At 67.5% G+C, this 20,679-nt stretch carries 15 protein-coding genes; 5 read left to right on the top strand and 10 right to left on the bottom strand.

Features of this window, described 5'->3' with window-relative positions; translation table 11 throughout:
* The first annotated feature begins 1 nt into the window (after position 1).
* From KEG57_RS49065 to KEG57_RS49055, 3 genes are read left to right on the top strand one after another with little or no spacing between them, the layout of a single operon-like run.
* Positions 2–1,366 (top strand): sensor histidine kinase, encoded by a 1,365-nt coding sequence (locus KEG57_RS49065; RefSeq protein ID WP_272425940.1) that lies wholly within the window; start codon positions 2–4, stop codon positions 1,364–1,366.
* A gap of 35 nt (positions 1,367–1,401) precedes the next feature.
* A complete protein-coding gene (locus KEG57_RS49060; RefSeq protein WP_272425942.1) occupies positions 1,402–2,532 on the top strand; it encodes a CotH kinase family protein in 1,131 nt (376 codons plus the stop codon).
* A gap of 13 nt (positions 2,533–2,545) precedes the next feature.
* A complete protein-coding gene (locus KEG57_RS49055; RefSeq protein ID WP_272425944.1) occupies positions 2,546–3,301 on the top strand; it encodes a polyphosphate polymerase domain-containing protein in 756 nt (251 codons plus the stop codon).
* A gap of 375 nt (positions 3,302–3,676) precedes the next feature.
* Here the strand turns inward: KEG57_RS49055 and KEG57_RS49050 are convergent, their stop codons facing one another.
* From KEG57_RS49050 to KEG57_RS49015, 8 genes are all read right to left on the bottom strand, one after another.
* Entirely contained in the window at positions 3,677–5,110 is a 1,434-nt protein-coding gene (locus KEG57_RS49050; RefSeq protein ID WP_272425946.1) for a TolC family protein, read from the bottom strand.
* On the bottom strand, positions 5,098–7,119 hold the full coding sequence (locus KEG57_RS49045) for a biotin/lipoyl-binding protein (RefSeq protein WP_272425948.1): 2,022 nt from the start codon (positions 7,117–7,119) through the stop codon (positions 5,098–5,100). Before KEG57_RS49045 ends, KEG57_RS49050 begins: the two co-directional genes overlap by 13 nt.
* A gap of 2 nt (positions 7,120–7,121) precedes the next feature.
* Complete coding sequence (locus KEG57_RS49040) at positions 7,122–7,802, bottom strand: DUF4956 domain-containing protein (RefSeq protein ID WP_272425950.1); 681 nt, start codon at positions 7,800–7,802, stop codon at positions 7,122–7,124.
* Between the two features lie 48 nt (positions 7,803–7,850).
* Positions 7,851–9,503, bottom strand: a complete 1,653-nt coding sequence (locus KEG57_RS49035; RefSeq protein WP_272425952.1) for a CotH kinase family protein — start codon at positions 9,501–9,503, stop codon at positions 7,851–7,853.
* Positions 9,504–9,621: 118 nt separating this feature from the next.
* A complete protein-coding gene (locus KEG57_RS49030; protein WP_272425954.1) occupies positions 9,622–11,670 on the bottom strand; it encodes a PEP/pyruvate-binding domain-containing protein in 2,049 nt (682 codons plus the stop codon).
* Between the two features lie 40 nt (positions 11,671–11,710).
* Positions 11,711–12,700, bottom strand: coding sequence for a hypothetical protein (locus KEG57_RS49025; RefSeq protein WP_272425956.1), 990 nt, complete (start codon positions 12,698–12,700; stop codon positions 11,711–11,713).
* 72 nt (positions 12,701–12,772) lie between these two features.
* Positions 12,773–13,747 carry a hypothetical protein gene (locus KEG57_RS49020; RefSeq protein ID WP_272425958.1) on the bottom strand — a complete coding sequence of 325 codons (975 nt, stop codon included), beginning with the start codon at positions 13,745–13,747 and terminating at the stop codon, positions 12,773–12,775.
* 166 nt (positions 13,748–13,913) lie between these two features.
* Complete coding sequence (locus tag KEG57_RS49015) at positions 13,914–15,038, bottom strand: tetratricopeptide repeat protein (protein WP_272425960.1); 1,125 nt, start codon at positions 15,036–15,038, stop codon at positions 13,914–13,916.
* Between the two features lie 403 nt (positions 15,039–15,441).
* Here KEG57_RS49015 and KEG57_RS49010 point away from each other — a divergent pair, with 403 nt between their 5' ends.
* Together KEG57_RS49010 and KEG57_RS49005 are read left to right on the top strand one after the other, a co-directional pair.
* Positions 15,442–16,179: a hypothetical protein gene (locus tag KEG57_RS49010; protein WP_272425962.1), complete on the top strand. Its 738-nt coding sequence runs from the start codon at positions 15,442–15,444 to the stop codon at positions 16,177–16,179.
* A gap of 513 nt (positions 16,180–16,692) precedes the next feature.
* Entirely contained in the window at positions 16,693–17,526 is an 834-nt protein-coding gene (locus tag KEG57_RS49005) for a hypothetical protein (protein ID WP_272425964.1), read from the top strand.
* On the opposite strand, the gene KEG57_RS49000 is transcribed toward KEG57_RS49005, so the two are convergent.
* Both KEG57_RS49000 and KEG57_RS48995 read right to left on the bottom strand, forming a co-directional pair.
* Positions 17,527–19,473: a hypothetical protein gene (locus KEG57_RS49000; RefSeq protein ID WP_272425965.1), complete on the bottom strand. Its 1,947-nt coding sequence runs from the start codon at positions 19,471–19,473 to the stop codon at positions 17,527–17,529.
* 395 nt (positions 19,474–19,868) lie between these two features.
* The gene (locus KEG57_RS48995; protein WP_272425966.1) at positions 19,869–20,522 is read right to left on the bottom strand and encodes a succinate dehydrogenase/fumarate reductase transmembrane subunit; all 654 of its coding nucleotides are present in this window, start codon (positions 20,520–20,522) and stop codon (positions 19,869–19,871) included.
* Between the last annotated feature and the right edge of the window lie 157 nt (positions 20,523–20,679).

Here is a 20,679-nt window from a genome sequence, read left to right as displayed (position 1 = left end):
CATGGCCCTCCGTGACGTCCTGCGCACGCGCCTGGCCCTCCGCATCTACCTCGTGGGCCTCGCGCAATTCGCGGTGGTCGCGGCGGGCTTCATCGCCATCCTCGAGCTCAACCGGCCCAAGGGGTTCCCCCACGAGCACCAGGTTCGCTTCTTTCACGCGATGATCACGCGGGAGATGGATAACCCGCGCGAGCTCCAGGGCGTGCTCGATCTCATGCAGACCGAGCTGCACGCCACGGTCACCGTGATGGATCCGGACGGCGCCGTCTTCGCGACGAACGCGCCCGGCGCGCCGCCCCGCTGTATGCCGCCGAGGCCGGGAAAATTCCTCGAGGATCGGCCTCCGCCTTGTCACGTGAAGCTCGTGCGTTTTCCCGATGGCCGCGAAGGGCGCATCGAGCAACTCGCCCCATTTCGACCGCCGCCGGGACCACCCATCACCGGGCCCCGCCTGGTCGCGATGGTCCTCGTGGTCGTGGGGATCTCGTCGTGGCTGCTCGCGCGCACGCTCACGCGGCCGCTGCGCCGCCTGTCTTCCGCGGCGCGCGCGTTCGGCGGCGGTGATCTGAAGGCCCGCGCCGCACTGCCGAACCGCGACGAGCTCGGCGACGTCTCGCGCGCGTTCGACGAGATGGCCGAGCGCGTGACCGAGCTTTTGCGGGCCGAACGGGAGCTGCTCGCGAACGTCTCGCACGAGCTGCGCACGCCGCTCTCGCGCATTCGAATGGCCCTCGCGCTCGTCTCCGAGGCGGAGGGCGACGTCGCCGTCGCGCGGGAGATGCTCGGCGAGATTGCCGGGGATCTCGACGAGCTCGAGCGGCTCATCTCGGACGTCCTCACGGCCGCGCGGCTCGATCTCGAGGATGTGGAATCACACGCCGGCATTCCTCCGCTGCGTCGCGAGCGCGTCGACGTCCATGAATTGCTCACGCATGCCGCGTCGCGTTTCCGCACGGCGCACCCCCAGCGGTCGCTCAGGGTCGACGTGCCCGCGGATTTGCCCTCGGTGGACGCGGATCCCGTGCTCTTGCGGCGGGTCTTCGACAACCTGCTCGAGAATGCCCACAAGTACACGGACAAGGCCTCGGAGCCGGTCGAGCTCGTCGCGCGCGCCGGCGAGGACATCACGGTCGAGGTGATCGACAAGGGCATCGGGATTGCGGCGGCGGACCTCTCGCGCGTGTTTCGACCGTTCTTCCGGGTCGACAAGAGCCGCACCCGCGCGACCGGGGGCCTCGGCCTCGGGCTCCCGCTCGCGAAGCGGATCATCGACGCCCACGGCGGCAAGATCGAGCTCGTGAGCGCGCCGAACGAGGGCACCCGCGCATGCGTGCGGCTCCCGATTGCACATCTTCCGTCGGCTTAACACTCCGTTAACACGAATCTCGTACGCTCGCAGGCATGCGATTCCGTCTCGCTTCGATCCTCCTCTTCACATCGGCTTTCACGGGGTGCACCGCCGAGGATCCCGTGGCGTCGATCTTCGACCCGGCCAAGCTCCACAAGGTCGAGATCACGGTCGCTTCGACGCACCTCGACACGCTCGGGAACAATCTCGACGAGCGCGTGCCTTGCGACATCGTCTACGACGGCGAGCTCGTCGCGGGGTCCGGCATCCGACAGAAGGGCAATACGCTCGTGGATCTCGACGACAAGCCGAGCTTTTCCGTAAAGTTCGACGAGTTCGACGAGCAGGCGAAGCTCTACGGGCTGAACAAGCTCCTGCTGAACAGCTCGAAGCAGGATCCCAGCTTTCTGCGCAGCCGGCTCGGCTCGGACGTGCACCTGCGCGCCGGCATCCCCGCCGCGCGCGTCGCGCACGCGCAGGTGACGCTGAACGGCGTGGACAAGGGGATCTACGTGGTGGTCGAGGCCATCGACAAGGATTTCCTCCGGAGCCACTTCGGCGAAGAGTATGCCGAGGGCAACCTGTACGAGGGCCCCTGCTGCGGCGATTTCGTCGACGACATCGATCACATGGAGCTCGAGGACGAAAAAAAGGACGGCAGGACCCGGGACGATCTCGTCGCACTCGCCCAGATCATCCAGGACACGCCCGACGCGGAGTTCGCCGACGCGCTCGAAAAGCGGCTCGATCTCGGCCGGTTCATGAAGAGCTACGCGCTCGAAGCGCTGCTCGGCCACTGGGACGGCTTCGCGTTCCGGGCGAACAACCATTACATCTACAACACCCCCGCCACCGGGCTCCTCGTGTTCATGCCCCATGGAATGGATCGCATCCTCGACGATCCGGCATTCGACCCCGAGACCACGCCCGTGACCAAGCTGCCGCTCCGGATCCGCGCGATCGAGGCACTCGACATGGAGTTTCACGCAGAGCTCACCGAGCTCGCTCGCACCGCGTGGGACGAGAACTCCATGCAGGCGGCCATCAATCAGGCAGCCGCGGTGCTGCACACGGCCAGTTCGGGGGAACAGACGAAGAAGGATCTCGCCGATTTCGACGCGAGCATCCCCGAACTCCGCAACATCGTGACCGTGCGCAGCGACAAGATCGCCCCCACGCCCTGAAACGAGGCGCGCCGTGGACAACATCATCGAGCGTTACGAGTACAAATACCTGGTCCCGGAAGGTCTCGTCCCGGCCGTCCGCGCGACGGCGCGCGCGACGTCGAAGATCGACAAGTACGCCGGGCCCGACGGGACGTACCGCATTCGATCGCTGTACTTCGATACGGACCGCTACGACCTCTTCTGGGCCAACGAGCGGGAGCAGCCCGATCGATTCAAGCTGCGGGCCCGCTGTTACCCCGCGAGCAAGGAGAGCCCAGTTTTTCTGGAGGTGAAGCGGCGCGTGCTCGACGTCATCGTCAAGACGCGCGCCGCCATGCCCGCAGCCGCGTGGCGGGACGTGCTCGCCGGCAAGGAATCCGCGCTCGCCGCGCTCTCGCCCGGCGCGCGGTCGGGGGCGATGCGGTTCCTCGCGCCATATCACCGGCACCACATTCACCCGGTGCTGCTCGTCGAATACGAGCGCGAGGCCTACATCAGCGAGATCGACACGTACGCGCGGCTCACGTTCGATCGAAAGATCGCGGTGCAGCCGCAAGAATCACTCGATCTCGAAGCCATCCCGGGGCGGTGGCGGTCGATCGATCACCGGGCACAGACGCGGACCGAGGAGCCCGTGTGCGTCCTCGAGCTCAAATTCGAGCGGCGCCCGCCCCGGTGGATGGTCTCGCTCGTCCAGCGGCTCGACCTGATCCGCTATTCCTTCTCGAAGTATTGTTATGGAGTGACCGCGGAGCTGACGCTCCCAGATGCGCGCATTCCCGGCTGACGTTACCTGGCGCCGCGCAGGGGGCTCGTCGGGCAACCGTTGCGCCGGGGCGCTGCCCCGGGCCCCGCGGGGGCTGTTCGCCCCTCGACCCGAACCAGGGCAAGCCCTGGACCTTTGGTGGAAGAACTGCGCGGTGCGCAGTTCTTCCAAGGGCCAGTGGCAAGACCGTGAAGGTTCGTTTCGCGCTGTCGGCGTCATGGGTCGAGACGTCAGCGCTGCTGTTTTGGCTGGCAGGCTCGCCGCCAGTCTTGACTCGGCCTGTTCGATGAACTGCGCATCGCGCAGTTCATCGACCACGAGTCCAGCGCTTGCGCTGGTCCGGGTCCCGGGGTGGACAACCCCGGGTGGGGCCTGGGGCAACGCCCCAGCTCAGCGTCACCTGGCGCCGCGGGAGGCGGCGGCCGGGAAGTGGCCGCCGACGGCGCGCCGGAGCTCGGAGACGGCGGTGCGATAACGGCGCACGAGTGCGAGGAGGCGGAGCTCGACTTTGACGCGTTGCGCGTCGACGGAGAGTGCCTCGACGACGTCGACGTTGCGGCCTTCGAGTGCTCGTTTCGACGCGGTCCCGGCTTGCGCGGCCGCGGGGAGGGCGCGGGTGCGGAATTCGGTGACGAGTGCGCGTGAGGCCTCGGCTTCGCGCAGGCGCGCGCGCACCTCGCGGGCGACCTGCTCGACCTCGCCGGCGAGGGCGCGCTCGGACGAGGTCTTCGCCGCGCCGGCGGCGGCGGCGCCTGCGCGATTCGTGTCGAAAATGGGCAGCTCCACGCCGGCCTGGAACGTCCAGGCGAGGCCCGTCAGCGTGCCTGGCGTGGCCGGCGTGCCCGGCGTGAATTGATATCCGAGCTCGACGAACGAAAACCATGGAAAACGCCGCGCGCGCTCGGCGTATGCGCGGGCGTCGGCCGCGTCGATCCGCGCGGCTGCAATGGCGACCTCGGGCCTGCGCCGGAGCGCTTCTTCGATGAGGGCCTGCTCCGAAGGGAGATCCGGGGGAGGCCACGCGAGTGGCGGCTCGCCGACGACCTCCACGGATGCCCCGGGTTCGAGGCCGATCCGATCGAGCAATTCGCCGAGCACCTCGCGCCGGTGCGCCTGTTGCTCGGCCAGATCCGATTCGGCCTCGACCGCTGCGAGCTCGGCCATGGCCTCGTCGATCGACGTCGCTTCCGCTGCGGCGAGACGGTTTTTCATTTGCGCCGCGAGGGCCCTTCTTGCCTCGGCGACCGCACGCGCTGCGGCGATCTCCGCGTCAATCAGCGCGACGTCGTCGAAGAGCCAGCGGACATCGGCCTCGATTGTGATCTCCTCGGCGCGCGCCTCGGCCTGCGCCTCGGCCTGCTCGGCGCGCGCCTCCGCGACCTCCGCGTCCACGTCTCCTGGCCGATCGGGCGAAAAACGAACCGCCGTGCGGATCTGCGGCTCGCCCTCGACGAATTGATTGAGACGGATCTGCGAGATCCGGAGCTCCGGATTCGTGTGCTTGTTCGCCGCGGCGATGCCCGCCTCGGCCGTGGCAGCGCCCGCTTCGAGTGCCGAGAGTTGCGCGCTGTTTTTCTTGGCCAGCACGACCGCGTCCTCGACGGTGAGCACGCGGGGTGCCGCGTCGGGCGTGCTCGTTTGGTGCCGCGCCGCATCTCGGCGCGTGGATTCGTCGTGGCGGACGGAGAGCGACCCCCGGGGCCCGAGGCTCTCGCGATACATGGCGATCGCGCGCTCGGAGCCCGACATTTGCAGCGGAACGGAGCAACCTGCGAGCGCCGGGAGCAGCGCTGCGGGGAGCAGGGCTGCGAACGTTTTCACCGTGCCCACGGCACCTCCTCGAATGACGGGACGGAACTGCCCGTATCGAAGACGACCATGAGTTTGCCCGCGGAGAGCGACGGCGTGATGCCCTCCGGTTTGAGCCCCGGAAACCGCTTCACGAGGACCGGCGTGAGCGCGCCGGACGCCGGCGCCTCGATACGCCAGAGCGCCCCGGCGTCGCCGTCCGCCGTCGAGGGCGTCGACGAAATGGCGAGGCTGCCGTCGGGCAGGAACAAAAGATCGGAAATGCCGCCCGGCGTGGGTTTGCCCGCGAACTCCACGTCGACGCGGACGCGCGCCCAGAGCGAGGCGCCGGCGTTCGCCAGGGGCTTCGACGCGAAAAGCGCGCTCGGCGCGGTGACCTGCCAGATCATGGCATTGCCTTGCGCATCGAGAGGAGCCTTGAGGCCGAAGTAAAGAGAGCCTCCTCGGTAGGCGAGCCCCTCGATGTCGAGCGCTCGTGTTCCATTCGGAAGCCCGAGCGCCGCGGCCTGCGCGGGGTCCGCGTCGAGCAATTCTGCGATATGGGCCTCCCCGTCGACACGGAAGCCTCGTCCCTCCTTCCGGAGGCGCAAGAGTGCCGTCCGCGCGGGCTTCCGTTTTCCCCGCTTGCTGTAGCTCTGCGACGACAAGAGGTAAATCTCGCCCGCATCGCCGACGGCAATCGCCTCGACGTCCGAGAGCTCGTCGATGCCGTCCACCTGCAAAGGCTCCGGCTCGATTGCGCCGTCCTTGGACATTCCAAAGACCCAGGGCACGCCCTCCGTGTCCTTCTGGCCCGTATCGTCACTGACGACGAGATAACGACCTTCGGCCTCACGCGAGAGGACCCCGGACGGCTCGAATCGCGTCCGTTTCGCCAGCACGTCCGGAAGCTTGATCGGGAGCACGCTCGCCGGGAGGGAATTCGTGATCGCCGGAGGTGCACCGGATGCGGGCGGCGCCGAGGATGGCTCGAATACGACATCGAAGGCTTGACCCGCGACGACGTCGAGAGGGGCGTCGAGCTCGACCGTGATTTCGCGTCCCCACATCGGGACCTTGGGCGAGTTCCAGCAGCGCATGGGGAGCTCCGCCACGAGCGGGCCGAGCGCGATGGTTTTTCCCTGCAGCGGGCCGCTCGCTTGCCCTCGAATCCATAGTTTCGCGCCGTCGCCTTCGCGCAAGCCGAGGGAGACGCGCTCCGGGACGCACGTGACCACGCGCGCGCCGCCGCTCACGATATTGAGGACCGGATCCCCGGCCACGGCGACCTCGCCGGGCTGCTTCAGGACCGTCGCCACGCGCCCGCGCCGCGTCGCGCGGAGCGCGTACCCCGCGCGCCTTTGCTTCAAGAGCTCGATGGTTCGCTCGGCGAAACGCACGTCCGCGGCGAGCTTCTCCGCGGTCGCGGAGTCCTCCTGCTTTGCCGCCTTGCGCCGCGCTTCGGCCGTCTGGATCTGCTTCGCCAAAAGCTTCAAGGTCCGCGGCTTCTCCGCGGCGAGCGCCGCGGCTGCGGCGCGTTGCAGGTCGACCTTGGCGAGCTCCTCGAAGACCACCTGTCGGTCCTCCACGAGCTGCTTCACCCGCGCCATTTCGCCGTCCAGCACCTTCGCCTCGGCGGTCACCTGGAGGTGTTCCTCGCGTTGCTTTGCCGCCTCGCGCTCGAGGGACGCGAGGTCCGCGTCGAGCTTCTGCAACATCTCGGCTTCCGCGGCGCGCACGTCCGCCTCGAGCCGCGTCTTCTCCGCCTCCGCGACGGCGATCTCCGCGTCGATCGCGGACGTGTCGAGCTCCGCGACGATCTGCCCCGGCGTGACCTCGTCGCCGACACGCACGTGAACCGCCGCGACCTTGGCGATCTCCGTCGGCGCGATGGCCTCTGGTGTCGCTTCGGCGAACCCCACGACGTGCCCGTGCGCGCCGCCGCCAAAGTGCAGCCCCGCCGCGGCGCCGAGCGTGCCCACGAGGCAAATCCCGGGCGCGAAACGCTGGAGGGCCGCTTGCATTCGATGGAGGGTCTTCGTCGATTTCATGGCTACAGATCCAGCGTCGGCTCCTGCAGCAGCAAGGCGACGTCCTGCACCCCCGGAATGGACTTCAGGTTCGAGACGAGCGGCGAGCGCAGATCCGGCGTACGGACGCTGATCTGGTACGCATGCTCCATGATCGTCCCTTGCGCTGCCTCGCGCAGCGTGACGAGCGCGAAGGACCTGCAATGTGTCCTCAGGATCTTCATGATGGCCTCCTCCGCCTCCGGCCCCGAAGGCGCCGCGAAGCGGAGGAGCCCATCCGGCTGATGGCGTGCGCCATACCCGGTGAAATGAAGCAGCACGAATCCGATCGCGAAGATGATCGTGCCCAGGATCGCCGCGCCGTGCGCCTGGGCGCCGGTCGCCATCCCGACGCCCAGGGCCGCGAAGATGAAGATGATATCGCGCGGATCACGCAGCGAGGTGCGGAACCGGACCGCCGAGAGCCCCCCCGCCATGCCGATCCCCGCGGCGATGCTGCTGCCCACGGCGAGCATCAGCATGCACGTGATCACGCTGCCCATGGCCATTCCGTGCACCGTGGACCGCGAATACGAGAGGCCGCGGAAGGTCGCCATGTACACGACCGCGATGGCCTGGCCCAGCCCGAAGGCGAGCAGGAGGGAGACGAGTGCCTTGCGCCATTCGAATGCATCCCCCTGAGTGAGCGGTTCGAGCCATTCCATGATGCGGCGTGTTCCTCGTGGCAATCGTGGGCGAGAGGTTTCAGGTGGTCACGGTCCGAGGTACGCGGCCACGTCGACCGGCCGCTCCTTCGCGTGGGCGATCACGCCGGCGAGGCCCTCGTCGAACGCGGCGGGCGACGCGAGGAACGTATACCCCGGCTGCTCGCCCTCCGCGCCGACGACGTACGGCGCGATGAGATCGTGGGCGGCCTTGAATCGCGTCTCCATGCTCGCGGCCTCGTAATCCTTCTCGACCGCGAGCGCGACGTAGCCGCGATACTTCTCGAGGTACACCGGATCGTCGAGGAGGTACCGGATGAGCGGCCATTGATCGGTGATCTCGGCCATCCCGAGCGACATGGCCTGCCCGCCGAACCCTCCGCCCGACGCGGCGGGGAACGCGAAGCTGTGGTCCCAGGGGATCCACGTGAACTGCGCGTCCTTCTCGGGATCCGCGTACATGTAATAATTGTGCGGCATGCGGCCGTACTGATCCCAGTCCTCGATCACCGCGTTCAGCGCGAGCCAATGCAAGAAACCATCGACGTCGAGCCGGGCTTCGAGGCCGGCGCGAAAGGCCGCGGCGTCGGTCTTGTCGGCGTGCAGCGCGTCGAAGAGCGCCTGCGCGTCCGAAAAATCGGCCTCGTCCTCGTTGTTTTCCTTGCCGAGCGTGTCGGGGTCCCAGGTCTGCCACCGCGCGCCTGCGCCGTCGGGCTTGTACATGTTGCCCTTGTGGCCGCCGAAATGCGTGTCCATGAACGATTCGTCCGAGGGCAGCTCGATTCCCGTATACAGCCCGAAGTATTTCAGGCCCTCGCCGTGATCGATGAACACGCGGTAAAACGCGGTCGCGGGCGCCGGGATCCCCGCGTTCACGAAGACCTCGGTGCCGATCTTGTCGCGCAGGAGCGAGGAATCGCTCGCGGAGTTCGAGAAGCTCAGCGCATCGAACCCGTAGAACCGCTGGTTCTTCGTCTCCGGGTACGTGTCCTCGTACTTGTCCCAGTTGAAGCGCAGCGGCAGCTTCCAGATGCCCTGGCTCCAGGTCATGGCCAGGCTCGAATTGCCCTTGAAGCGAATGCCGACGTGCTGCCAGCTCCGATCCTCGGTCTTGACGTCACACTCGACATAGATGGGCGTGCGGGGGAGCAGATCGACACCGCCTTCGCCACCCGGCCCGCCCGGGCCGCCGGGGCCGCCGGGGCCGCCCTCCGGGAAGCAGAGCAGGGTGCCCATGGCATCCGTGCACGTCCCCTGGGACTCGACGCCATTGAGCGTGACCGTGCAAGCATCGCCGGCCGCGAGGCCATTACAAGCCTCGGCGAGCTCCGGCGGCGGTCCGCCGCCGCCGGGCCCGCCCGGCCCACCCGGGCCGCCCATGCCTTCGCCGAACGTGCCGAGCATGTCGGTCATGTCGGCGACCATCGCCTGCCAGTTCTCAGGCGAAATGGTGATGTCGATGCGAGGAACCCGATCCTGCGGGAAGGCGGCCGCGTAATCGGGATCCTCCGAACCGCTGCCGCCCTCGCCGCCGCTTCCGCCGTTTCCGCCGCCGCCCTCGCCGGCGCTGCCGCCCGATCCGCCGCTTCCCCCCGCGCCCGCGCCCGTCTCGGCGCTGGGATCGGAGGAACCGCAGCCCTGGATCGCCAAGGTCAAAAGCGAAGCGAACGGCAGCACAACATGCAGGAACCGCATTTTCATCAGTCACTCCCCAAGTTCAAGGTTCGAGTCGACTGTATGTCGGGACTGCGGCGCTGATGTTACAGGATCGTGTGCGATTGTTAAGCAGGCGAATCTCGCGGCGTCGGGAACGTCGCGCTCACTCGTTCCCGCGGCCGGGGTAGGGGCGTGCTTGCTTGATGTAGAGCGTGGGCGTCTCGCCCGGGGCGGCCTCGTCGTCGAACTTGAATTCGATGTCCATCGCGTACCAGCCGTTGTTCCCCGCGGCCGGCCCATACGCGGGGGAGAAGCGCGCGTGGATGGCGTCGAGGGCCACGCCGAGCTGATGGATCTGCGCCGTCGTGAGGACACGCTCGCCCCCGGGCAGCAAGCTCGAATGCGTGAGGTACGTGATCGGCTGGTTCGGCTGCGTGAAGTAGTAGAGGAACTGATCGCTGGTCACGCCGGGCGGCGGGGCCACGACCTCCACGTCGCCGCCATACTGGACGTTCACGTAAAATGCGGGATCGACCCCCGCCTCGTCGAACGGATTCGCCGTGACGGCCACGCCGTTCGCCTCCTCGTCCGGGAAGTTGTGGTGCACGAGCAGGGCCATGCCGATCGATTTGTGATCGATGCCGTAATAGCTGCGCTCCTCGAACGTGCGGAAGAGCCAGGCGCTCGCGTAGGTCTCGCGGATGGCGTCGAGCACGTCCGGCCAGTCGGTCGGGTCGCCCGTATGCGACTCGTAGCAACCGGCGCAGGGGAAGCCCTCGAGATCTTCGCTGTTCGTGCTGGTGCGGAAGCGCATCTTGTGCGTCCCGTATTCGGCCGCGATCTTCTCCTGGAGGAGCGTCTGGAATGCGGCGTCGATGGGAGCCTCCTCCATGGCCTTGCGCAGGTCCGAAAGCTTCAGATCGCGGACGGCCGCGTCCGCCTGGAACGTGGGATCCGCGAGCAGCGCGTCGATCTGATCGTAGAACCCGTTCTGCTTCATGAACTGGTCGTAGTAATAGACCGGGATCGCGAAGGCCTTCTGGATCGGGACGTTCTCGGTCCGGACGAGGATCGAGTAATGCGCGGCCTTTCCGCCGAACGCGAGCACCGATTTCTTGATCGCGTCCCGCAAGGACGCGCCCGCCGCCGGCTCGGGCGTCACGTCCTCGAGGTCCCACAGGCCCGTGACCGAGAGATCCAGCGTCGGGAGCACGACGGGCTCGGGCTTGTGCGCGTCCCAGAAGGCCTGGGCCTCTTCGAGCGTGACCTCGCGGACGGTCCACGTGGAGGCGCCCACCGTGAGCTCGACCAATTTGCCTTCGAGCCCCCGCAGCGTGAGGTTCGTCATGGCATGACGCAGCCCCATGTTCGGCGTGCCTCGGTTCTGGGAGAGCACATTGACGTGAGAGAGCGGCGTCTGGAACTCCTCCGTGACGAGACCCTGGATGACGGAGATGTCGTTCGGCGCCTCGTCGAGCACCACGATGTCCTCGTGGGAGACGTACTCGGTATCGAGGTCCGCGGCCTTCAGGAAGCGGAGCCGGCCCATGGCCGAGCCGAGCGAGAGCGGCTGGTAATCGATCGCCGCATAAAGCTCGTCCGTGGTCTTCACGGGGACGTCGGCGCCAAGCTTGTCCGCCTCCACCGCCACGGCGTCCGACGTGGGGTGGAAGAAGAGGTTTCCGCCGAAGTAGGCCGATTTCGCGACCGTCTTGTACAGCGTCGTGATCATGGCCGCCGAGGCGGTGTCGTAGGGGGCGATTTCGAGCGCCCAGACCTTCGGGCCCTCGTAGTACGTCACCGCGCCGAGCAGGAAGCGGCGATCGGGCGTGTAATACTCGGTCGCGTTGAAGCTCGACAGCTCGGGCACGAGCGGAAGGTCATTGCCCGAGAGGTGCTTCGAGGCGAACTCGTAGTGGATCTTGTAGAGGACGCTGTTCTGGAAGTAGAGCGCATTCTCGTCGGCCTGATCCAGGACGACCTTGACCGAGCGCGCGCCCGGCAGGTCGGCGCGGAGGGGCTCCGAGGCGAGCGCCTGGAAATCCCCGTTGCAGCCGATCACCTGCAAGAACTCCGGGGATTCGCTGCCGCTCGCGAGCTTACATTCGAACACGGGGCCCGCAGGCGCGGCGGTGTCGCTGCACGCAAGCGGCAGCGCGGCGACGAACAAGACGAGACCCAGCGCCGTGGCGGCGCGTTTGTGCAAAGACATGGTTTTCCTCCCGAAGAAAGCTGAAGTCGAGCCGCGAGCCTCAGGGGACCAGCGAGAAGCAATAGAAGCCGCCGTATCCGCCGCCCGAGCCCACGGTGACCGCGCCCGGCAGGGGCCCGCCCATTTCGATGAGGTTCACGCCCGGCGCGCAGCCGGACTCGTTGAGCGAGGACATCCAGTTCGCCATGCTGCCATCCCCGCCGCCCGGCCCCGGGCCGCCGCCGCCGCCGAACCGCGGCCACGAATGCCCCACGCGCGGCCGGCCTTCGCTCGCCAGGTCGCCGAGGTTGCTCGTCCAGTCCTTGCACGTCGCGGTCGCGCTGAAGAGCGTGCCTTCTGCGTTCGTCCCGGTGAGCATGTCGTGGTTGTCGACCTGCCCCTGATTCGGATCGGGCTGGTGGTTCGGGACGCCGTCCTCGTTCGGGAAATCATTGATGATCGCCGCGTCGGCCCCCGCCGGGCGCTCCTGCAGAAGATCGGTCTTGTTCGCCGCGAGCAATCGCCCGAGCCGGTCGTACCAGGGCCCCTCGCCAATTCGATCCTTGGCGTCGACCTGCTGCCCGTCCTCGCCCGCGGTGGCGCTCAGGAACGCGCGCCACGGCTTCTGTCCCGCGCCCGGCATGCTCTTTTCGGCGATCGTCGCGCAGATCTTGTCGGCGCCGCGGAGCCCGGCGCCGGCGCCCGTCTCGCCGAAGCGGAGATCGCCGCCGAACCCCTCGGAACTGCCCGAGAGCTCCTGCAAGGCGCGCAAGCTCGTCACGAAAAAGCTGAATTTTTCGGTCGGGACGCCGCCGCCGGCCCCCGCGTCGCCGCCGCTGCCGCCATTGCCTCCACCACTTCCGCCGGTGCCTTCGCCGCCCGTGCCGCCCGCGCCGCCCGTGCCGCCATTGCCGCCGGACGCGGAGGACGCGCTGCTCCCGGAGCCGCCGTTTCCGAGGTTGAGATCATCACCACTGCTGCTGCCGCAACCCACGACAAACGAGAGCGCCGCGCTGCCCAAGAGGGGCAACGCCCATCGGTGTGCGTTCATGACAAGCTCCTTTCTAGAGCTCGCTGGATTCGTTCCAGCGTATTTTTCGGATGCACCGCATCCGGAGGAAATTCATTTGCAGGTGAGATCGGCCTGGCAAATCTGACCGCTCGGGCAATCCTCGTCGACCGTGCACGACGTGAGCCCGGGGATCTGCACGGCCTCTTCAATCGACGAGGTGACGACGAGGTCGACGCGGCCCTCTTTGATGGTCGCGGAACCCGTCGATTTCCGAGCGACGACGATGGAAGGGTACCCCGCGACCCCAAGGTCGAGGAGTTTTGTGAGGAGCGCGGCCGGAATCTCGAGCGATCCGGTGTCGTCGGCATCGCACTCGATCATACCCTTCGTGCCGCCGTGATGGCTGATGTCGAGTTTTACGTAGATGCGAGAGCTCCCGGTCTTCGTCGGCGGAGCCCAGGCGAGCGAAACCGGTTTGCCGGATTCGAGCGTGAGCGTCTCGCTGGTGAGATCAAGGGGAGCGATGCCGGCGGCTTCGAGCGTGAAGGCGCTGAAGTAGTCGCCAGCCGCCTGGAAGGAGATCACGTCTCCCTCGGCGAACGCGGGGTAGGGGAGTTTTACGCTTGCAGGCGGCTGATAGGCGTTCACCACGGGATCCATGCTGAAGCCATCCTCACCTGATTCGGTGTGCAGGCCCTTGACCGTGACCTTGCCGGCGCCGTGCGCGAGCGGATAATTCTGGCATTGATCGTCCTCCACGCAGGCAGCGCTGCCGCCACAAGGCTGGCTGCAAAAAGGGACGCGCGGGGTAGAAAGCTTGCAAGCGCCTTCCTTCGCGGCTTCCTCCCAGATGATCTGCGAGGGCGTGGGGCCGTCGTAAACCTTGCCGAGCACCGCCGTGCTCCCCGGCGTCGCCGGCGTATTCCCAGACGCAGGAACGGGCGCGACGAGGCGCACCTGGAACGAGCCGACGAGAATGGAAGAGTCGCCAGGCTCGGCATCCGGCGGGCCGCCGCCCGCGCCACCATTGCCGCCAGACCCGGACGCGTTCCCGCCCTCAGAGGTGGAGCAGGCGAGGAGCGGCAAGCAAAACAGTCCGGCGAAAGCAGCGGCAGCGTGCCGCGCGCGGGGATTCTTCCGGACATTTCGAGGCAAGCCAGGCGTAAGCGTCGTCATGTGACGACAGTGCGCCAATCCGGTGAACTTATTGTTGTGTTCTCGTTAGCGATTGTTAACGCTTCTTGGGCCCGCCTTACAACGGCCGCAGGCGCGTGCGCACGAGAAAATTCTGCACCGCCTCGATCGGATCCCCCGTCGCTTTCGCCCATTGCTGCTTATACGCCTCGAGCTCGGGCCGGAACGACTCTTCATAACAAAGCACGAGGACGACATGCCGGAGATCACCCCGTTTGGCGAGCTCGGGCAAGAGCATGAGCTCGAAGTCGAGCTCGCGAAACGAGGCTTCATCGTTCTGGCGAAGCCAGGTGACGAACTCGGTCATCCGCGTAATCGCATCGAGCGCGCACGCATACCGTGACGCGTTCGACGCAGCCCCCCCGAGCCAAGCGGCCGCATGGTGCTTCCACGCCTCGGCCGTGGCAGGGTGCGCCGACGGGTAGACCATGATGGTCTTCGTCTTGAAGTCCGGCAACGCCGCCGGGCGCGGGAAAAAGCGGCGCATCTTGACGCCACTTTGAGCGAGCAGCCGATCGAGCATAAGCCACGCCGACCAGTACCGCGGGTTCGCCGCGATCGCGCCATACAGCGCATGCCACCCGAGCTTATGCTCCTCGCGCATGAAATGCGCGTCGGCAAGGAACTTGAACGCCTGGGGATCGAGCGGATCGAGCTCCGTCGCGCGGCGGAAGCAAAACACAGCCTCGGGAAGGCGCTTCTGGTTGTAGTAGGTGTTGCCGAGGTACTTGTGCGCAGTCGCATCCGTGGGATCAAGCTTCGTCGCCCGCACAAAATAAGGCTCAGCCTCAGCAAACCGGCTCGCCATGAAACACTCGTTGCCGAGGTTCAAGAGCTCGAGCACCTCAGGGCGGTGCGGCCGGTCCACCCTGCAGAGGACCGCGGAGATCTTCCCGATCGTCTCGCGCGCCACAGGCAAGCTCCAGTCGAGCCCAAGCGCCTCGAGCACAACCAACTCGGCCCGCCCAACCATACGCGCGACCCACGTCTCGTCAAAAAACAAAGCCGCCTCGAGCATCCACCGCCCAGCCTCGCCAAGGGTCGCCGCGCAATCCCCATCCGCCTCGATCGCCTGGTCCGCAAGCGCATAAGCCTCACGCGGCCGATTCGCCGCAATCTCACGCGCAGCCTTGTCGAGGCACGCACGCGCCGTCGCATTGGGGGCTCTGCCTTGGCTCGTCATGGCGCAGCATTCTACACGTACGCGCCCTGAGCATGCGTCTCTTCTTGGGGCCGTCGCGCCGGGGCTCTGCCCCGGGCCCCGCGGGGGCTATCCGCCCCTCGACCCGGACCAGGGCAAGCCCTGGACCTTTGGTGGAAGAACTGCGCTCCGCGCAGTTCTTCCAACGGGCCGGTAAGACAGCCTTGCCCGTCGAAACGGCAGCGCGGCTGTCTTGGCTGGCGGGGTCTGACCTGTTCGATGAACTGCGCATCGCGCAGTTCATCGACCCCGGGTCCAGCCCCTGGCTGGTCCGGGTCCAGGGGCGGACAGCCCCTGGTGGGGCCTGGGGCAACGCCCCAGCGCGGCGCCCCAGTTTGCACTCCTTCTTGCGTTTTCCGGCTCACTGCCTGTAACGTCCGTTGGCATGAGATATCTGTCCTTGGCGGCTCTCAAGGTTGCGCTGGCGGACCTGTTCAGTGAGCGTCATGCGGCGCTGGTCCTGTCTGGTGCGGGCAAGACGTACGAGTCGATTCTCCTTGCGAAGAAGCAGCAGATCGACGCGCTCCCGGGGGCGCTCACGGGGGGCAAGCCGCTCGCCGAGTCGATGGCGGAGGCCGACGACGTGCACGATGGGTTCGGCTCGGCGATCTGGCACATGACGGAGGCGTATGAACGGTGCCCCAAGGTGCCGGCGCATGTGCGGGCGGCGGTCGGGCGGGTGCGGGCGGCGTTCATTCCGCAGCTCGACGACTTGCAGGCGACCTACGTGCAAGAGGTCCACGCGGCGATCGAGCATCGGAAGAAGATCGATGACTTGAAGGCCGATTTGCAGCTCATTCCCATCGCGGAGGGGCTCACGCTCCTCGATTGGGCCGAGGGGTACGTGGGCGCGGCCGAGCAGATCGGCGCGCTTCTGAGCCAGCGGGCGGATGCTGACACGGGAACGCGCCGCGATGCGGGTCGGATTCGCACGTCGACGCTGGCGGTCCTGGGCCGCTTCCGCGGGGCGCTCGGCGACGAGATCGCCGTGAACGCGGCCCTGCCGAGGGACCTCGACGCGCGGGTGTTCGGTTTGTTCGACCAGCTCGCCCAGATGCGCGCGGACGCGATCGCGAGCAAGGCAGCCCCCGCGCCCAAGGGTTCCGAGGCGGGCACGGACTGACGATCACCCCCCGGGTCCGCTCGATCGCGCTTCGGAGGGAAGACGATCACCTCGAAGGACGAGCGAGCGGGCATCGGGGGGCATCGGGACTACCCCGGCGTGCGATCGATCGCGCGTCGGGGTAGTCGCCTTCATGGTGCATGTGCGACGGATCGCACGTCGGGGGGAACGAGGTCACGCCGGTGTGCGAGCGGTCGGGGGGCCGCGGGATCGGGTTCATGGTGGATGCCCGATCGAGCGTGCTTCAGAGGGATGAGCTTCCTGTCGAGGTGCGATCGAGCGGGGGGCGGGGTGGTCAAGTTGCCTTGCTTGGGGCCGCCGCGCCGGGGCGCTGCCCCGGGCCCCGCGGGGGCTGTTCGCCCCTCGACCCGAACCAGGGCAAGCCCTGGACGCGGGGTGGAAGAACTGCGCGTTGCGCAGTTCTTCCATAAAGCCGGGGGGCGTGATAGACGCCCACGGTGTCAACGAGCTGACGGGTATCTCGTACAATCGAACGGAAATTTGGGTGATATAATGAAACGTACCATCTCGACGCGGTGGAGCGGGATTCTGGGGCCGCTGTTCCTCTTGCTCGCGTGTGCGGGGCCGCTCGGCTGCGAGGCGCTGATCGCTGCTGCGACGTCCGATGGAGGCGCGGCGACAGAGGAAGGCAAGGCTTGGCTCGCGGACTTTGCGAAGAAATACAATGCCACCGTCGAGGCATCGAAGACGGACTTTGCCTCGATGGAGGCTTACTTCAATGCCATCGTCCAGGCGCAGGCTTGCTCTGATGCCACCCACGGGACCTTCGAGGACGCGTGGACCGTCGAGACTGTCGAGGGTCCCATGAAGGTCGAGGATGCCGAGCGGAAATGCGGGCAGATGCGGGACGCCATCCGTAAGAAGGGCTCGACCGAGGAGGCGTGTGGGTATGCCTCGCTCTACGTGAGGGCCGGCGAGCAGCGCCCGGGGACGGAGTGGACCACGACTGTCATGCCCCTCCGGAACCTCGGCAGCATGTCCGCGCAGCGATTGGACGGCGCCCGCCAGATCGTCCCCTGTGACCGCATGCCTGCCAAGGGTAACAAGCCCGCTCCCATCTGGAAAAAGGAGCACGTGAAGGGGGCCGAGGAGATCTGCGAGAGCGGCTCGATCATCGTGTACGATTCGACCGACTGGGAGATCGAGAACGCCTCGGAGGGCGACGAAAAGTATCTCGTTCGTCACCTCGACGGCGTCTGTTGGTATCCGAAAGCGCCGGTCGGCGGTGCGTTCGACGTACCCCCGCCCTGCGACGACGACGGTACCCCGCCGAACAATGAGACGTTCAGTTGTCTCACGAAGGCGGGGAAACTCGTCTTGAAGTGATCACTTCTTCGTGAAGTCGCAGCTTCCGCCGGTGCAGCCCTCCGGCACCGTGATCTTGGGCTGACCCGCCCAGACCGATTTTAGATACGTCGTGATCTGCTGGCGCGCCGCGTCCCCGGCGGGGCCGCCCTCCGCGGCGAATCCGTGGATGCCGTACGCATCCATGTCCGTCGTGCGGAATTGCGTCAGCCCGCTCTTGCCGACGATCTCGGCGGCCGTCTCGACGCCCAGGATCGGGCTCAAGACCTCGCCCACCTGGCCCGCGCCGACCGCGACCGAAAGCAATGCCGTGCCCTCGTTCGGGAGGATGGGGTCGCCCATGCTCTCCTGGATCAGATAGGCCGTGGGCTCGTCCGGCGATCGATCCGCCCAGATCGAGCCGTCGACGTCGTCCCAGTTCGATTGGCTCAGCGCGAGCGCATGTCCGACGTCGAGGTTGCCGCCATAACTCGGGCGGAGGAGGCCGCGGACCGTGGAGTAGACGTTCGAGCCGGGAATGAAATGGGTCCAGCCGGCGCCGGGGACGTTGAGGACGCCGTAATGCATGTCGGGGTCCACGGAGGCATACACGAGGCCGAGCGTGCCGCCGAGGGAGCCGCCTGCCCAGACCGGGATGCTGCCGTCGGGCTCGCGGCCGATGAGCGGATTCGCGCCGCCGTCGAAGGTGGGGCCCGAGAGCAGCTCGCGGAGCGTCGTGTTCATCGCCGCCTGCACGCCCGCGCCGTCGGCGATCGCTTGCATGAGCCGCGCCGTGGAGCGGTGCGTGGCCTCGGCCATGCGCTTCATGTTGACGAACGTCTCGATGACGTCGTCGCCCGTCCAGCCGTCGAAACGAATGCCGACCTTGCCGATGCCATTCTGGCCGAGCTCCTGGTCGAAGGAGCTGTCGTCGACATCGCCGCCCATGCCGTGGCCGTACATGACGAATCGGTAATTGCCGCTGCCGGCCGGGACCATGACGCGGAAAGGCGCCTCGTGCGTGCCTTTGGCGACGACATCGCCGGCCGCGTCGACCGAAAGGTCGAGGTCGTCTTCGAGGAACGACGGGAGCCCGACGAGGCGGCCCATCACGACGGCCGCGACGGACGGGTTCGGGTCCCAGGCGACGGAGTCGACTTCGACGGTGACGGTGCCCTGGGCGACGGCGTCGATCGCGGCCTTGCGCATGGCCGTGAGCCGCTTCGTGGGGTCGTCGCCGGAGCGGGTCGTGAAATCGAAGACGCGCACGACGCGGGCCGGATCGATGCCCGCCTCCGCGAGGAGTTTTCGGGTCGGGGCGTGGTAGCCGCGCAGATCGGCTTCGGCTTGCGAGGCCGGGGTCGCGAGGCCGAGCGCGACGCGGGTTTGGTGGGTCGGCTCGATGGCGGCGCCGTCTTCCATTTTGAGGTCGTCGAGCACGACGGCCACGTAATCGGCGCCGGGTTCGAGCGGGCGCATGGGATAGCCGAGGACGAGCGTTTCGGTGGCCGGATCCTCGCCCGGAATCGTGGAGAGGCGCACGGGGACGGATTCGCCGCGGCGCGCATGGTCGTGCTGCGCGAGGAGCAGGCGCACCGGGCCCTCGGTGAAGGAGGCCGCCGCGGGGACGGCGACGGGGCCGGCGAAGCCAATGGCGAGCGGCGATACGCGGGAAAAACCGTCGGCGAGGGCGAGGGAGCGGGGATCGTCCTCGACCGGGAGGCTCGTGGCCTCGACGTGGAGGCGGACGCCAGTGGCGGTGGCCGGGTCCGCGGCGAGGAAGGCGCTGGAGGGCCAAGGCAAGAGGCACCGGAGGTCGTCCGGGTCGCCACAGGGGGCCGTGAGGGGCGCGCGTGCGCCCTCGGCGCGATCGGGCGCGGTGAAGACGGGCGCGTCTTCGCCGCCGCAACCGGCGAGGAGGAGGGCGTGGGCGAAGGTGTAGGCAAGGAGGGGGCGCGGCACACGGGCGCCCAGGTATTTCAAGGACATGGCCCGGCCACCTTAACGGAGCGGCCAGGCTCGTGACAACGATCTCAGAGGGTGTTCCGCAGCGTAGCGCCGGGGTTTCACCCCGGACCCCGACCAGGGGTTGTCCACCCCTGGACCCGGACCAGCGCAAGCGCTGGACCCGGGGTCGATGAACTGCGCGATGCGCAGTTCATCGAACAGGTCGAGGCAAGACCGGCGGCGACCCTGCCAAGCGAGACGGCTTCGACCGGCAACGCGGTGCCTGGTCTTGCCACCGGCCTGTGGGAAGAACTGCGCATCGCGCAGTTCTTCCCAAATGGTCCAGGGCTTGCCCTGGTCCGGGTCGAGGGGCGGATAGCCCCCGCGGGGCCCGGGGCGGCGCCCCGGCGCGGCGGCCCCAAGAAGAGACCAATGCGTCAGGTACCGGCGCGCCAGAGCGCGTAGATGGCGCCCCAGGACATGGCGAGCAGAACGACGAAGACGAGGTAGGAGAGGCGCTCGATCGTGCGGACCGACTTGCGGCTCGCAGCGAGGCCCCAGCCCATCGCGAAGGTGCCGATGCCATTCGCAAGGTGATACGCGACGCCGAGGGTGCCGAGGATGTAGACCACGAGCGTCGGCATGTGGTGGTGCATCTCGTGCGCGATGTCCGAGAAGGCCTCGGCATGGCCGAGCAGGAGCCGCGGGCGGAGCATCGCGAGCCAGATGTGCGCGCCGAGGAAGAAGAGCACGCCGATGGCGCTCGCGCGCTGGAGGATGTAGCGGAGGTTGGCGAAGTAGCCATACCGCTCGTTGTTCGGGCGCATGCTCTTGAGCCGGCCAAGGCCCCAGATCGTGTGGATCACGAGGGGCAGGAGGACGACGAGGAGCGTGATCCCATGCGCGACGGGGTGCGCGTGCTGGGTGACGGACGTTTGCCACGCCTCGGCGCCCTGGAAGGCCGCGAGGTTGTCCCATACGTGGTTCACGGTCCAAACGCCGAGCGGCGCCAAGGCGAGGAGCGATCCGAGGCGCGAGGCGACGAACGTCCTACGCGCGCCGCGAGAAGCATCGAGGGTCTCGGCCGACATGCGGTCGCCTTAGTAGCTTTGGGCAGGAATGACAAGAGGAGGTCTCATCCAGGAGGCGCTTCGCTGGGGCGTTGCCCCAGACCCCACCAGGGGCTATCCGCCCCTGGACCCGGACCAGCGCAAGCGCTGGACTCGGGGTCGATGAACTGCGCGATGC

Source organism: Polyangium jinanense, assembly GCF_028435365.1.
The sequence above is the reverse complement of the archived record's forward strand: the minus strand, read 5'-3'. Positions and strand labels throughout refer to the sequence as shown.